The sequence below is a fragment of the Frankia sp. ACN1ag genome (assembly GCF_001414035.1).
Lineage (GTDB): Bacteria > Actinomycetota > Actinomycetes > Frankiales > Frankiaceae > Frankia > Frankia torreyi.
Window position 1 is genome coordinate 155,542 of the sequence record NZ_LJPA01000011.1, and the last position, 13,792, is coordinate 169,333.

General features: G+C 72.7%; 13 protein-coding genes and 1 pseudogene. 11 read left to right on the top strand and 3 right to left on the bottom strand.

Annotated elements, in window-relative coordinates:
* Positions 1-492: 492 nt before the first annotated feature.
* From UK82_RS12185 to UK82_RS12200, 4 genes are all read left to right on the top strand, one after another.
* Positions 493-915 carry a hypothetical protein gene (locus UK82_RS12185; RefSeq protein WP_055407147.1) on the top strand — a complete coding sequence of 141 codons (423 nt, stop codon included), beginning with the start codon at positions 493-495 and terminating at the stop codon, positions 913-915.
* Between the two features lie 412 nt (positions 916-1,327).
* Positions 1,328-1,867 carry a GNAT family N-acetyltransferase gene (locus UK82_RS12190; RefSeq protein ID WP_055407149.1) on the top strand — a complete coding sequence of 180 codons (540 nt, stop codon included), beginning with the start codon at positions 1,328-1,330 and terminating at the stop codon, positions 1,865-1,867.
* A 92-nt stretch (positions 1,868-1,959) separates the two neighbouring features.
* Positions 1,960-2,598, top strand: coding sequence for a dephospho-CoA kinase (locus tag UK82_RS12195; protein WP_236705841.1), 639 nt, complete (start codon positions 1,960-1,962; stop codon positions 2,596-2,598).
* Positions 2,599-2,658: 60 nt separating this feature from the next.
* Positions 2,659-3,459 carry a DUF402 domain-containing protein gene (locus UK82_RS12200; protein ID WP_236705842.1) on the top strand — a complete coding sequence of 267 codons (801 nt, stop codon included), beginning with the start codon at positions 2,659-2,661 and terminating at the stop codon, positions 3,457-3,459.
* A gap of 59 nt (positions 3,460-3,518) precedes the next feature.
* On the opposite strand, the gene UK82_RS12205 is transcribed toward UK82_RS12200, so the two are convergent.
* On the bottom strand, positions 3,519-4,010 hold the full coding sequence (locus tag UK82_RS12205; RefSeq protein ID WP_044886141.1) for a TIGR03668 family PPOX class F420-dependent oxidoreductase: 492 nt from the start codon (positions 4,008-4,010) through the stop codon (positions 3,519-3,521).
* A gap of 161 nt (positions 4,011-4,171) precedes the next feature.
* Between UK82_RS12205 and UK82_RS12210 the strand changes: the two genes are divergently transcribed.
* Positions 4,172-5,272, top strand: coding sequence for an Rv2578c family radical SAM protein (locus UK82_RS12210; protein WP_055407151.1), 1,101 nt, complete (start codon positions 4,172-4,174; stop codon positions 5,270-5,272).
* A gap of 82 nt (positions 5,273-5,354) precedes the next feature.
* The gene (locus tag UK82_RS12215; RefSeq protein ID WP_044886181.1) at positions 5,355-6,998 is read left to right on the top strand and encodes an ABC-F family ATP-binding cassette domain-containing protein; all 1,644 of its coding nucleotides are present in this window, start codon (positions 5,355-5,357) and stop codon (positions 6,996-6,998) included.
* Between the two features lie 36 nt (positions 6,999-7,034).
* Here the strand turns inward: UK82_RS12215 and UK82_RS12220 are convergent, their stop codons facing one another.
* Entirely contained in the window at positions 7,035-8,243 is a 1,209-nt protein-coding gene (locus UK82_RS12220) for an RNA-guided endonuclease TnpB family protein (protein WP_055407153.1), read from the bottom strand.
* A gap of 364 nt (positions 8,244-8,607) precedes the next feature.
* Here UK82_RS12220 and UK82_RS12225 point away from each other — a divergent pair.
* The 4 genes and pseudogenes from UK82_RS12225 to UK82_RS12235 form a co-directional block, all read left to right on the top strand.
* The coding region (locus UK82_RS12225) for a DUF2510 domain-containing protein (RefSeq protein WP_236705843.1) at positions 8,608-9,253 on the top strand (646 nt) is incomplete at its 3' end.
* Between the two features lies 1 nt (position 9,254).
* Positions 9,255-9,510: pseudogene (locus UK82_RS37475) on the top strand (phospholipid scramblase-related protein); the annotation flags it as partial.
* A 222-nt stretch (positions 9,511-9,732) separates the two neighbouring features.
* Complete coding sequence (locus UK82_RS12230; RefSeq protein WP_236705844.1) at positions 9,733-10,860, top strand: PHB depolymerase family esterase; 1,128 nt, start codon at positions 9,733-9,735, stop codon at positions 10,858-10,860.
* 136 nt (positions 10,861-10,996) lie between these two features.
* On the top strand, positions 10,997-11,566 hold the full coding sequence (locus UK82_RS12235; RefSeq protein ID WP_044886145.1) for an adenylate kinase: 570 nt from the start codon (positions 10,997-10,999) through the stop codon (positions 11,564-11,566).
* Positions 11,567-11,652: 86 nt separating this feature from the next.
* On the opposite strand, the gene UK82_RS12240 is transcribed toward UK82_RS12235, so the two are convergent.
* Positions 11,653-12,438 carry a class I SAM-dependent methyltransferase gene (locus UK82_RS12240; protein WP_044886146.1) on the bottom strand — a complete coding sequence of 262 codons (786 nt, stop codon included), beginning with the start codon at positions 12,436-12,438 and terminating at the stop codon, positions 11,653-11,655.
* Between the two features lie 189 nt (positions 12,439-12,627).
* On the opposite strand from UK82_RS12240, the gene folD reads away from it, so the two are divergent.
* Entirely contained in the window at positions 12,628-13,494 is an 867-nt protein-coding gene (folD, locus tag UK82_RS12245; protein ID WP_044886147.1) for a bifunctional methylenetetrahydrofolate dehydrogenase/methenyltetrahydrofolate cyclohydrolase FolD, read from the top strand.
* Positions 13,495-13,792: the final 298 nt, after the last annotated feature.

The window sequence follows — 13,792 nt, forward strand, 5'->3', positions numbered from 1 at the left end:
GCGGGTGGCGGCCGCATGGAGCCCACCGCGCAACCTCTCCGCCATCATCGGGCGGTTTTCTCTCGGTCGAGTTGAGGGGTAACCATATTCGCCGTGGTTCTACCGGGCGGCGCGTGTCAGGAATTGCGACATTATCGCCGATGAGCTGGCGAAGAAGCTGGGAGTGGAGGCCGAGGCGCGGAAGGAGCGAACATGACGAGGCGACCGAGTTGCGGTCGTTGTCGCCGCCCCGCGGAATCGGTGTGTGGCGTGCACGGCCCGCCGGACCGTGCACGGGCATGATGGTGCCCGGCGCCACGGGCGGCGCACCTCACCTCCGAACCTCACGTTCACCGCGCATCCACCTGCCCGTGCGCCGTCGCAGCACCTGCCGCACCGGCACCATGCCGGCGTCGGCCGCGGGAGGGGAGATTCTGCCGCGGCGCGGCACCATCCCGCCCGAAGCCGGCCGTGACACGGCCGGCTGTTTGACGACCAGAAACGGGGTTGACCGTGGGAAAGATCGCTGACGGTGTGTACCGGATCCGCATCGACGGCCGGGAGAACCTGACCCTGAGCTCGCCCGACCGCAACAACATCTTTCTCCTGCCGGGTGAGGGCCCCGGGCAGGAATGGGAGATCCAGCAGACCGGAAACGGTAGCAACGGCAACAACACCTACACGATCCGGCAGGCCTCCGCGCCGCTCTTCGTCGGCTTCGACGGCTCCCCGGACGTCTTCGAGCGGGTCCGCCCCCTCCCGGAAGCCCGCGAATGGCGGATCGTCGACGGTCCGCGGCCGGGCACGGTGACCATCGGCGTCGTCGAGAACGACCTCACCCTCGGGCTGCACCCGGCATTGATCTTCCCGCCGCTGGTCGCACTGTCACCTGTCTTCGACGAGGACCGCGGCTGGTCCCTCCAGCCCGCCGGCTGACCTGTCCGCCGTCGTCCCTGTACGAAGAAAAGCCGCATGTTCACCGGCGGCGCAAGGGATGTGGAGCTGGGGGCGAACTGGCGATCAAGAATGACTGTGCCGTGCCGCGGAATTCCATCCTTCGGGCTGGTCGGCCGCGGCACGGCACTTTGAGCGGCTCGTTCCTTGCGGCAGTCGTCATGCCTTCTGTTCTGATCTTTCTGGCAACGGAAGAGTGTAGGCGGCAATACTGGTGTGGTGAGTGCCGATGGCCGTGACAAAGGGCCAGACGCCGCGTACGAGGTCCTGGAGGCGCTTCGCTGTTCGTGACGGCGTGCGGCCCGAGCCGGGTGGGCTGTTTGGGGTGCCCATACTCCCGAGCCAACGTCAGAGCCGCGTTCCCGATCGTGGCCGTGAGTGCAATGATGGCGCTGTGGTCATTCCGACGCTGACGACGGCGCGGCTGATCCTGCGGCCGATCGAGAACGGTGACGTCGACGGGTTCACCCGGATCTGGTCCGACCCCGAGTTCGCCCGCCATGTCGGCGGGCCGGTCACGTCGCCGGATGCCGTGTGGCACCAGATGGCGGGGTGCATCGGGTGTTGGCTGCTCACCGGGGTCGGACCCTGGTCCGTGGTGGAGCGGGAGAGCGGGACGCTCGTCGGGCGGGCGGGATTATGGGACGAACCGGGCTGGCCGGGCGTGGAGGCGCTCTGGTACATCGGTCGGCCCTGGTGGGGACGTGGCTATGCGGCGGAGGCGGCCGCCGCGGCGATCACCTGGGTGCTCCGGGTGCGGCCCGAACTCGACCGAGTGTGTGCGGCCATCGTCCCGGCGAACATCCGATCGGTCCGGGTCGCGCAGCGCCTCGGGATGCACCGGACGGGCGCCGAGTATCTCCACGAGGAGACGCACGCCATCTATGCCGTCAGCCGCGCCGACTGGTCCCGTCGATCCGGCGCCGGCTCGTGACCCGATCTGCCGGCACGGCCCCAGCGTTGAGGGGAACCTCGTCAGGAACGGGGTGGGTCGGCGGGGAGGCGATCGGCGAGGGGAGCTGCGGCGTGGTGGACAGCGGTGTGGTGGACAGCGGCGCGGGAAGGGGCGTCGGGGCGACTCCGGCGGCGGCTGTGAACATCGCGCTGTGGGTGGCCGGTCGACGGCCGAGGGCGGGGGACACCCGGGTGCTCGCCGTCGACGGTCGTTCCGGCGCGGGTAAGACGACGCTCGCACAGGCCGTCGCAGCACGCCTCGACGCGCCCGTGTTGCGGATGGACGACCTGTACGACGGGTGGGACGGACTCGCCGCCGGTATCGACCAGTTCGTCGCGCGGGTCCTGCGGCCGTTGGCTCGCGGGGAGCGGGCGTCCTGGCGTCGCTACGACTGGCACCAGGGATGCTATGGCCCCGACCAGATCCTGGACCCGTCGACCGCGATCCTCGTCGTTGAGGGTGTCGGCGCCGGTGCGCGGGCCGCGGCGCCCCTGCTCGGCGGGCTGGTCTGTGTCGCGGCGCCGGTGCAGGTGCGGCGGCGGCGCGCGCTTGCCCGGGACGGGGACATCTTCGCCCCGCACTGGGAACGCTGGGCCCGCCACGAGGACCGGTACTTCGCCGACGAGGACGTCGCCGGCCGGGCCGATATCCTCGTCAACGGCGCGCCCGCAGGAGATGGTTCGGCAGTGGACGGGACGACCGACGCCTGATCAGCTGTCAGGTGGCCGCGCACTTCACAGCCAGGGATGGCATCGCCGTACAGTCAGGCGGTGACAGTGCCGGAGAGTGCCGCGGTCAACGGTCCCGCCTCCCCGCCGCCCCCGCTGGCGGGGGTCTCGTCTGCGGGGAGATCCCCGACCGACCCGGTCTCCCGCCTCGCCGCCGACGCGGCGGCGCCGGGAGCCGCCAGGAGCCTGACGGCGGCCGCACCGTACACGCCCGGTGAGGTGGTCGTGCACCGGTCGTTCACCACGAAGCGGCTGGTGTTCGTCCGTACCGGCCATGTCGTCGGCCATGACGAGCGCGGCCTGCGGCTGTGGATTCCGCACGGCTGCCCGATGGCCGTCGAGCTCAGCGCGGACGGCCGCGGGCTGCGGGACATGCCCTTTGCCGAGTGGGTCCGCCAGCCGACGGTGATGACGACGACCGTCTGGCGCGGGCCGAACATCTTCATGCTGGTCCCGCCGCAGGGAGCCAACTCGGTGTGGTGGTTCTGGGACTGGCAGGGCCGGTTCGTCCGCTGGTACATCAACCTGGAGGAGCCCGCCGTCGCCTGGCGCCACGACGGCCTCGTCGGTGTCGACACCACCGATCATGACCTCGACCTGTGGGTCACGCCGGAGCGGACCTGGGAGTGGAAGGACGAGCACGAGCTGGAGGAACGCCTCGCCTTCCCCGAGCACTACTGGGTGCCCGATCCAGACGCGGTGCGGGCCGAGGGGGAGCGGCTGCTGCGGCTGGTGGAGGCCGGCGCGTTCCCCTTCGACGGCACCTGGACCGACTTCCGCCCGGAACCATCCTGGCAGACCCCCGACGCGCTGCCCACCGGCTGGGACCGTCCCCGCGTCTGATCCCGGGGCCTGATCCCGGGGCCTGATCCCGGGGCCTGGGCGGACGAACCCGGCGCGGTTCACGGGGCCGTGGGGGATTCGGAGTAGGCCCAGCCGGACCAGCGGGTCACGGCCACGACGATGGCCGGACCGGTCGGTGGGACCTGCCGGTACTGGCGGTAGCGCGCGGTCAGGGCCGCAGCGGCCGCGGCGTGCCGTGGATCCCCGGCCTCGACGATGCGGGCCAGCCCGTCGGCCCGGGCCCACCACAGCCGCGCCCACTCGTCGTCATAGTGGTCGACCAGCAGGCTGACCAGCGGGTTGGCGCGGATGTCGCGCAGGCGTCGCAGCTCGGTGCGGGTGCTTTTCGGTTTGTGGTCGACGATGGTCACGATCGTCGCGGGTGGGTCCGCACCGCCGCGAGCGTCGCCGCGGTCGCCGCCGGCGCCCCCCGTTTCGACGGCGAAGGTCACGGGCACCACGAGCGGCTGACCGTCCGCGCCGGCGGTGGCCAGCCGGGCCACCCGGGCCGCCGCGAACCGCTTCCGGGCCTCGAGCCCACTGAGCCGCATCCCTTCACTATCCCCGCAGCCTCCCCAAGTCCGCCTGCCCCAAGTCCGCCTGCCCGAGGTCAGCGCCCGTCGCAGGCCGGCAGCCTTGCGGGCTGCGGCCTGCTTGCGGGCGGGACCTCGCTCGGACTGGACAATCTGTCGAACACATGTTCCCATAAGGCATGCGTTGGGACAACCTCCGGCTCGCCGCCACCGAGCAGCCCGTCGCGGCCGGCGCGAGTGCGCCGTCGCTGCTCGCCCGGGGCGCCGTCACCCGTACGTTCAACACCCCTGGGTTCGCCGATCTGACCTTCTACGAGATCCACGCCCGGTCCGTGCTCAACCGGGTTCCGCCGGCGTCGCGAATGGCGTTCCGCTGGACGGTGAACCCCTACCGTGGCTGTTCCCACGCCTGCCGGTACTGCTTCGCCCGGGGCACCCATGCCTACCTCGATCTCGACACCGGGCGCGACTTCGACACCCAGATCGTCGTCAAGGTCAACGTCGCCGAGCGGCTGCGCTCGGAGCTCGCCGCGCCCCGCTGGCGCGGCGAACACGTGGCGATGGGCACGAACGTCGATCCCTACCAGCGGGCCGAAGGTCGTTACCGGCTCATGCCGGGGGTCCTCGCCGCCCTGCGCGACGCCCGCAACCCCTTCTCGGTGCTCACGAAGGGCTCGCTCATCGTGCGCGATCTCGATCTGCTTGCCGCTGCCGCGGAGGTGACGCAGGTCGGCGTCGCGCTGTCCGTCGGCTTCGTCGACGACGAGCTGTGGCGGCTCGTCGAGCCCGGGACCCCACATCCCCGGCGGCGGCTGGAGGCGTGCGCGGCGCTGGGCGAGCGCGGGGTCCCCACCGGGGTTCTCATGGCGCCGATCCTGCCGTATCTCACCGACTCCCCTGCGGCGCTCGCCCGGGCGGTGGAGCAGATCGCACAGGCCGGCGCGTCGTCGGTCACGCCGCTGGTGCTGCACCTGCGGCCCGGCGCCCGGGAGTGGTACCTGGCCTGGCTTGCCGAGCACCATCCCGCGCTGGTCGGCCCGTACCGCCGGCTCTACGGGTCCGGGGCATACGCGCCGCGCGTCTATCGGGATCGGATTGCGGCGCAGGTGCGGGAGCTCGCCGAACGGGCCCGCATCGGAGCCGCGGTGCCGCGTCCGGGTGGGCGCTTCGCGGCGTCCGCGCCGCAGCCCGACGGAGCGGCCGAGCGGGCAGTGCCGGCCGACCCCGCCGGGCCGGGCCGCCGCGACGAGCAGCTCGCCCTGCCCGGGTTCGGGGGATGATCATGCGTGGCCTGGCTGCCCTCGCGGCCGCGGTACGCGGGCGGGCGGNCGACGCGCGCCGGTTATGCGCGAGACTGGCCAGGTGTCCGCAACTCTCGTCGCCTCCGGCCTCACCGTCACCCGCGGTGGGGCGACCGTTCTCGACGGCATCTCGCTCACCGTCGCACCCGGCGACCGGCTCGGGGTGGTGGGGCCGAACGGCGTCGGTAAGTCGACGTTGCTACGGGCCCTCGCCGGCCTGGTCCCCCTCGACGAGGGGCGGGTCGATCTCGCGCCGCCGACCGCGGGCGTCGGCCTGCTGCCCCAGGAACCCGACCGGCTGCCCGGCGAGACCCTGCGGGCGTTCCTCGCCCGCCGCACCGGGGTCGGCGCCGCGCAGCGGGAACTCGACGACGCCGGGGAGGCGCTGTCGGCGGGCGTCCCCGGCGCTGACGACCGGTACAGCGTCGCGTTGGAGCGCTGGCTCGCCCTCGGCGCCGCCGACCTCGACGTTCGCGCCGAGGAGGTCTGCGCCGAGTTGGGCCTGCCCGCCGATGCCCTCGACAGCCCCACGACCGCCTTGTCCGGTGGGCAGGCCGCCCGCGGCTCGCTCGCGAGCGTTCTGCTGTCCCGGTTCGACATCACCCTGCTCGACGAGCCCACCAACGATCTTGACTTCGACGGGCTGGACCGGCTCGAACGCTTCGTCCGTGGCGTGTCCGGCGCGCTCGTCGTCGTCAGCCACGATCGCGAGTTCCTCGACCGCACCATCGACACCGTCGCCGAGATCGACCCGCACAAGCACGGCCTCACCCTGTTCGCCGGGGGGTGGGCGGCCTACCTGCAGGCCCGCGAGGTCGCCCGGCGGCAGGCCCGCGACCGCTACGAGGACTACGCCGACCAGCGTGACGGTCTCACCGCGCAGGCGCAGCGCCAGCGGGAGCAGTCCGTACGCGGCTCGGTGCGAGCCAAGCGGCGGATGTCCGACAACGACCGGGCCGCCCGGGGCGCGCGCATCGAGGCGGCGACGAAGAGCGCCGCGCGGGTCCGGTCGATCGAGTCCCGCCTCGACCGGTTGGAGGAGGTCGAGGAGCCACGCAAAGAGTGGCAGCTACGCATGTCGATCGCGGCCGCCCCCCGCTCCGGCGACGTCGTCGCGACCCTCACCGGTGCGGTCGTGCGCCGACCCGCCTTCACGTTCGGCCCGGTCGACCTCACCGTCGCCTGGGCCGACCGGATCGTCATCACCGGACCGAACGGCGGCGGCAAGACAACCCTGCTCTCAGCCCTGCTCGGCCGGCTTCCGCTCGACGCGGGGAGCCAGTCCCTCGGCGCCGGTGTGCGGCTCGGCGAGATCGACCAGGTCCGGGGCCTGTTCCGGGGCGAGACCACCGCCCTCGCCGTCGCCGAGCGGGCGACGACATGGCCCGCGGCGGAGGTCCGCACCCTGTTCGCCAAGTTCGGCCTCGGCCCGGACCAGGTGACCCGCCCCGCCGCCTCGCTGTCGCCGGGGGAGCGGACCCGGGCCGGTCTCGCGCTGCTGCAGGCCGTCGGGGTGAACTGCCTGGTTCTCGACGAGCCCACCAACCACCTCGACCTGCCCGCCATCGAACAGCTCGAACAGGCGCTCGCCGGCTACACCGGCACGCTGCTGCTCGTCACCCACGACCGCCGCATGCTCGACACCGTCGCGGTCAACCGCCGCCTGCAAGTCGACGGCGGTCTCGTCACCGAGAAGGCGCTTTGACATCCTCCTCCGCGTGAACGCGGAGGATTCCAACATCTACCCGTCCACCAGGAGAGGGGGTGTGCAGTGTTGAGGTTCGCGGTTCGCAGGCCGCCTACCGGCGTCGCCTCCCCGCGCAGTCACCCACGTGGTTTCCCACTGATGTCCCAGGGCGATGTTGCGTGCCGCGTTCACGTCCGCGTTCGCCTGCTGCCCGCAGGCCCGGCACCGGAAGACGGCTTGGCTCTCGCGCGCCTCCCCATCCCGGGTCCCGCAGGTGTTACAGGTCTGCGACGTCCGCGCAGGGTTGATCTTCTCGACCCGGCCGGGGGCCTTCTGCTCCAACCGGGCGACGAGCAGCCCCCAGCCGTGGGCGAGAATGCTTCGGTTCAGGCCGGCTTTCTGCCGCACGTTGCGCCCCGGCTCGGCGACGGTACCTTTCGCCGAGCGGGTCATGGCCCCGACCGGCAATGCCTCGACCCGGATCAGGTCGTACCGGCGGGCAAGACTGGTGCTGGTTTTCTCGACCCAGTCCTTACGCCGGGCGGCTTCTCTGGCTTTCACTCGGGCGATCTGCCCGACCAGTCGGGGCCGCCGGTGCGATCCCCGCTTCGCTCGGGCAAGGCGACGCTGCAACCGGACCAGTCGGGTCGCCTCACCGGGGCGCAGCCCAGGGCAGCGCAGCAACTCCCCGGTGCTCAACGCCGCCGACACTGCCACACCCCGGTCCACCCCGACGATCCCACCGGTACCCGGGGCGGGAATCGGTTCGGGCACGGTGGCGAACGCGACATGCCAGCGACCCGCACGATCTCGCGTCACCCGATAGGACCTGGCGTCCGGGACGGTGCGGCTGCGGCGGAACCGGACCCAGCCCACCTTGGGTATCCGCACCTGGGACCAGCGGCGGGTGACCTGCCGCACATCACCCGACCTGACCGCGACGATCCGGAAACCCTCACCCCGCCCGCGTCGGCGCCACGTCGGTCGCCGATGCGACCCCCCGAAGAAGTTCGCCCTCGCGGTGGCGAAGTCCCGCAACGCCTGCTGCTGCACGATCACACTCCCAGCAGCAAGCCAGTCGCACGCGCCGCGCGCCGCGGTCAACTGCCGGTTCCACTCGGCGTAGCCGGGGGCGGGACCACGCCGCGGGTTCCACCACGACTGCTGCTCCACACACAGATTCCACACGAACCGCGCATGCCCGCAATGCACAAGAAGAGCCTCTTCCTGTGCCACGTCAGGATACAGCCGGAACCTCGACATAAACCGATCCTAACCCACCACCAGGGCCGCGAAGAAGACGGGCCCAAGATTCCCGGACTACCCGCGATCCCGCATCACCGAAACCATCAAAGAAGACGACTATTCACCGAACAGGGAAATCATCCACCTGTTACAGGCTGCGTTCGCACGGCAGTTCACCTGATGGTGCATCGCCTATCCCTACCCCGCTCCGCGGGTGCGGGTGCGGGGAGCCGGATTCCTCCCCGGCCTGAAGGCCGGAGCATCCTCCGGAATTCTCGGTGACGCGGGGCTCCGGCCTCGCGTCGCCGGGACGGAGAGTCCGGTTGGTGTCGCAGCGGTGACGGTCTGGCCCGGCGCGGGCGGAAGATGCCAGAGTGGCGTCATGACGCAGACCGTCCCGCCAGGCTGGTACACCGATCCGAGCGGGCAGCACGGTTCCCGATGGTGGGACGGAAACCAGTGGACCGAGCACACCCAGCCGGCGCCGCTTGCCCAGCGCGGCGGGGCTGCCCAGTACGGCGAGGGCGGGCAGTACGGCCAGGGCCAGGTCGCGGCCGTGCCGGGGCAGACGTGGGGCACGCCGCTGGGGGTGCAGCCGGGTGCGGTGCACACCAACTACAGCGCCGAGCAGGTGCAGCGGCAGGTCCAGGAGCGGGCCGGGGTGCAGCCGACGGGTCCGGGTGGCGGGACGCTGTTCAGCGAGCCCGTGCTCGTGGTCAACCAAAAAGCCAAGATCATCGAGGTGACGAACGAGTACGCCGTCTTCGATCAGGGCGGCCACCAGATCGGCTCGGTCGTCGAGGTCGGCCAGAGCGCGCTGAAGAAGGCCGCGCGGGTGCTCACCTCGTGGGACCAGTTCCTCTCCCACCGCCTGGAGGTCCGCGACGCCGCCGGCACCGTCCAGTTGCTCCTGCACCGCCCGGCGAAGGTGTTCAAGTCCAAGGTGATCGTCTCGCTGCCGGACGGGTCCGAACTCGGCGTCATCGCACAGCAGAACGTCTTCGGCCGGATCCGGTTCGACCTGCAGGNGGGCGGCACGACGATCGGCGCGATCAAGGCCGAGAACTGGCGGGCGTGGAACTTCTCGATCGTCGACCACACCGACGTCGAGGTCGCCCGGGTCACCAAGACCTGGGAGGGCCTCATGCGGACGATGTTCACCACGGCCGACAACTACGTCGTCCAGCTCCACCGGCCGCTGCCGCAGCCACTGCACAGCATGGTCGTCGCCGCCGCCCTCACCATCGACACGGCGCTCAAGCAGGACTCCCGCGGCCTCGGCTGAGCCGTCCGGGCGACCGCTCACCTCCCTCACATCCGGTCTCATCCGCTTCACATCCGGCGGACCTACCGTCGCCCCGTGAGGTCGTCGATGCGGCGGGACACCGCCGGCGCAACCAGGCGGGGTCGTCCGGGGAACTGGTCCGGGACGTACCGCGAGAGACCGGTCGGGACGGCGCGTGGCCGGCGGTGGCGTCGGCGGTTCCCGGGTCCGACACGGACCGCGGTGGCCGGACTCGCCGTCGGCGCCGTGCTGCTTGCGGCCCTCGCCGCGTGCGGGGGCGGCGCGTCGGCCGGCGCGGGGGAGGCCGCAGGCCGCTCGGGGCCGACCGTACCCGACGCCACGCCGAGGTCGACCTCGCCAGGGACGGCCGGGGGCGCCGGCGGGCCGGCACTGCGCCCCGGCACCACGGGCCACACGCTGACCACCCCCGACGGCCGGCAGCGTACCTACCTCGTCCACGTGCCGCCCTCGGTCGCCACCGCGGCCGGCACGCCGCGCTCTCCCGGCACCACGACTCTGGCCGCTACGGCGTCGGCGACCGCCACAGCAACGGGGACCGCCACAGCAACGGGGACCGCGGTCGGACACGGGCTGCCGGTCGTGCTCGTCCTGCACGGTGGCGGCGGATCGGCCCGCCAGGCCGAGCAGCAGACCGGGATGAGCGCCGTCGCCGACCGGGCGGGCTTTCTCGCCGTCTACCCTGACGGCACCGGCCGGCGCCAGACGGCGTTGCTGACCTGGAACGCGGGCACCTGCTGCGGGTACGCCCACGGCAACGGCGTCGACGACGTCGGCTTCATCGCCGCCCTTCTCGACCGGCTGCCGCGGGACTACCCGGTGGATCCGGCGCGGATCTACGTCACGGGCATGTCCAACGGCGCCATGATGTCCTACCGGCTGGGCTGCGAACTCGCCGGGCGCATCGCGGCGATCGCCCCCGTCTCCGGTGCCCTGAACACGACCTCCTGCACGCCGAGCCGGCCCGTGCCGGTCATCGCCTTTCACGGCACCGCCGACGACAAGGTCCGCTACGACGGTGGCGAGTCGTCCATCGGGCTGCGCGAGGGCGATGAGCGCGCCGACCGGTCCGTGGCCGAGGCGATGGCCTACTGGACCCGCCGCGACGGCTGCCCGGCGACCCCGGTCCGCTCCCGGCAGGGCGCCGTCGTCCACGACGTCTACGGCCCGTGCGCGCCCGGCGGCGCGGTCGAGCTGTACAGCATCACCGGCGCCGGGCACGCCTGGCCGGGGGGCAGCAGACCACGCGAGCAGGCCGATCCGCCGCCGCCCGCACCGAACGCCTCCGTCGTTATGTGGGAGTTCTTCACCCACCACACCCTCGCCGGCTGAGGGGAGCCACCGGGCGCGCCCGATCCGGGTGGGCACGGGTGGGTCGAAGCGGCACGTTCCGCACGCGGAACGATCGCCCCGGTGGGACACTGGCATCGTGAATGCGCTCGGGAGGGGCCCGCAGGGCCCGCCGTCGATGACCTCCGACGTCCAGCGGGTCCTCGTCGTCGGCAGCGGCGGCGCCGGCAAGAGCACCCTCGCCCGCGAGCTCGCGCGGCAGGCGGGCCTGCCGGTGGTGCATCTCGACCGGCACTTCTGGCGGCCCGGCTGGGTTGCGACGCCGGTGGAGGAGTGGCGCGCGATCGTCGCCAGCCTCGTCGCGAAGCCCGCGTGGGTGATGGACGGCAACTACAGCGGCACACTGGACCTGCGCATCCCCGCCGCCGAGCTCATCGTCTTCCTCGACCTGCCACGGCGGATCACGATGACCCGGGTGCTGCGCCGTTGGGCCCGGTGGCGTGGCCGCAACCGTCCCGACGCCGCCCCCGGATGCCCGGAGAAGCTGGACCTGGCATTCCTGCGCTGGCTGTGGAACTACCCGCGGGACAGCCGGGTCCGCCTGCTGCGGGCCCTCGACGCGCACGGTGCCGCCGCTCGGGTGGTGCGGCTGTGCACCGCCCGGGAGGTGCGGCTGTGGCTCGGGGCCGTGGCTGCCCCGAGCCTGCCGATGGTGCGGTCGCTGTCCGCGGGCCCGCTCGGCACCTGATCCGTCGTTCGGCGGCGGCTGTCCGGAAGCAGGTGGCCGGAAGCAGGTGGCCGGCAGCAGGTGGCCGTCGCCGGCCAAGGGCGTGGTCAGCGCTGTGGTGGCGCGCCAGCGGCGTCCACCAACCGCAGGATCATCGCGTGGGAACCCCGGCCGGCCGGCCGGGGACGGTTCGGGTCGGGCAGCCGGCGCAGCGCGGCCATGGCCGGCTCGACGATCGTCGCCCACTGCCGATCCGAGAGGTCCCACAGGGTCGACCACACCCGGCTCTCGATCTGCGCGCAGGCCTCGGCCGGGGTGAGCGTCTCGCGCTCCTCCCGGGCGAAGGAGAACTCCTCGACCAGCCGCAGCCCGCAGCGCTCCGCGGCCGGCAGCAGGAGCTCCGGCCGGTCCCGGCGGGGTCGCTCGGCTCGCAGCGCCTCGTTGAGGTCCCGTAGCACGGCGGTGACGTCGCTGCGTCCCGCGTGCTGCCCCGCGCCGACGACCGCGAGCCGGCCACCGGGCCGCAGCACCCGGGCGACCTCGGCGAGGACCCGATCGGGATCCCCGACGAGATGCAGAACGTGCACGGCGAGGCAGGCATCCACGGTCGCGGTGCGCAACGGCAGGGCCGCCGCGTCGGCGCGGACGATCCGCCCGGGCAGGCGCCCGCGGGCCTGGGCGAGCATGCGGGCCGACAGGTCGACGCCGAGCACCGACCGGCCCCGCTCGGCGAAGGCGTGCGAGATCAGCCCCGTGCCCACGCCGATCTCCAGCAACCGCTGCCCGGGCAGGCGCGGGGCGACCGCCTCGGCGACGAGCCGGCCCCGCTCGTCACCGCCCCGGGTTGCGTCGTACCGGTCGGCGATGCGGTCGAAGCTCACGGAATCCGCCACCCGTCGAGGCTAAGCCCCCTCGGCGCCCCCTCGACGGGTGGCGGTGACGCCCGCAGGTCACGCCGGGGCGCAATGGCGTAGCGTGCTCGGTCGGGCCGTCGCCGACGCCGGCCGCGTGTCGCGGTGCACGGCGGCGCTCGGGGTCGCGACGGCGGATCCGACCGGACATCGTGAGGGCGAAAGGCCGACATGAGCGCAGTGATCATCGATGGTAAGGCCGTTGCCGCCCGGGTGCGGGCGGACGTGGCCCGGGACGTCGCCGAGTTCCGTGCGGCCACGGGCCGCCAGCCGGGTCTCGCGACGGTCCTGGTGGGCGACGACCCGGCGTCCGCCGTCTACATCGGCGGCAAGCGTCGGTCCTGCGTCGAGGCGGGCATGGCCGACCTGCACCAGCACCTGCCCGCCGACACCCCCCAGGACGAGATCGCCGCGCTGCTGGACTCCCTCGCCGCGGACCCGGCCGTCTCCGGGATCCTGCTGCAGCTTCCCGTCCCCGAGGGACTCGACGGAGCGGCCCTGGTCGGCCGGATTCCGCCGGAGAAGGACGTCGACGGCCTGACGACGGCCAGCGTCGGCCTGCTCGCCCGCGGCCTGCCCGGCCTGCGGCCCTGCACCCCGTCGGGGATCATCGAGCTGCTCGACGCCTACGACGTGGAGCTCAGCGGTGCCCCCACCGTCGTCGTCGGCCGTTCCGAGCTGGTCGGCCGCCCGGTCGCCCAGCTTCTGGTCGGACGCAACGCGACCGTCACGATCTGCCACTCCCGCACCCGGGACCTGGCCGCCGTCTGCCGCGGCGCGGACGTGCTGGTCGTCGCCGCCGGCAAGCAGGCGATCATCGGCCCGGATGCGGTGAAGCCCGGAGCGACCGTCATCGACGTCGGCATGCACCGCACCGAGCAGGGCCTGCGCGGCGACGTCGACTTCGACGCCGTGCGCGAGGTCGCCGGCCGGCTCACCCCGGTCCCCGGCGGTGTCGGGCCGATGACCATCGCCATGCTGCTGCGCAACACCCTGCTCGCCGCGCGGGCCGCGGCCGAGGTGGGCAGTCTCGTCTGAGCCGCCCCGGGTCCGCTGGGCAGATTCTGTCGGAGAGGTGCGTCAGAATCGCCCTCGGCACGGCACCTCCTGGGCTGATCGCGCGGGCTTGTCGCCCGGCGAAGATCGGATAATGCGGAGATCCGGCTTTGCGGTGAAGCCCAGGCGGAGCGTCCTCCGCTGGAAGCAAGACCGGCCCCCGATCTTCTGCGAGATCCCGCGCGACCGATCCAGTATCGGCGTCGGAAGCGCAGCCGCCGCCGACGTCGGGCTCCACCGGCTGATGGGAACGGAGCCCGACGAAGGACTGCCCCGGCAC

Excerpts from the sequence above, each read along its gene's own strand:
- UK82_RS12205 (WP_044886141.1), bottom strand. The coding sequence starts at position 4,010 with ATGCGGCTCAGTGGGCTCGAGGCCCGGAAGCGGTTCGCGGCGGCCCGG.
- UK82_RS12210 (WP_055407151.1), top strand. The coding sequence starts at position 4,172 with ATGCGTTGGGACAACCTCCGGCTCGCCGCCACCGAGCAGCCCGTCGCG.
- UK82_RS12235 (WP_044886145.1), top strand. The coding sequence starts at position 10,997 with ATGACCTCCGACGTCCAGCGGGTCCTCGTCGTCGGCAGCGGCGGCGCC.
- UK82_RS12220 (WP_055407153.1), bottom strand. The coding sequence starts at position 8,243 with ATGTCGAGGTTCCGGCTGTATCCTGACGTGGCACAGGAAGAGGCTCTT.
- folD (WP_044886147.1), top strand. The coding sequence starts at position 12,628 with ATGAGCGCAGTGATCATCGATGGTAAGGCCGTTGCCGCCCGGGTGCGG.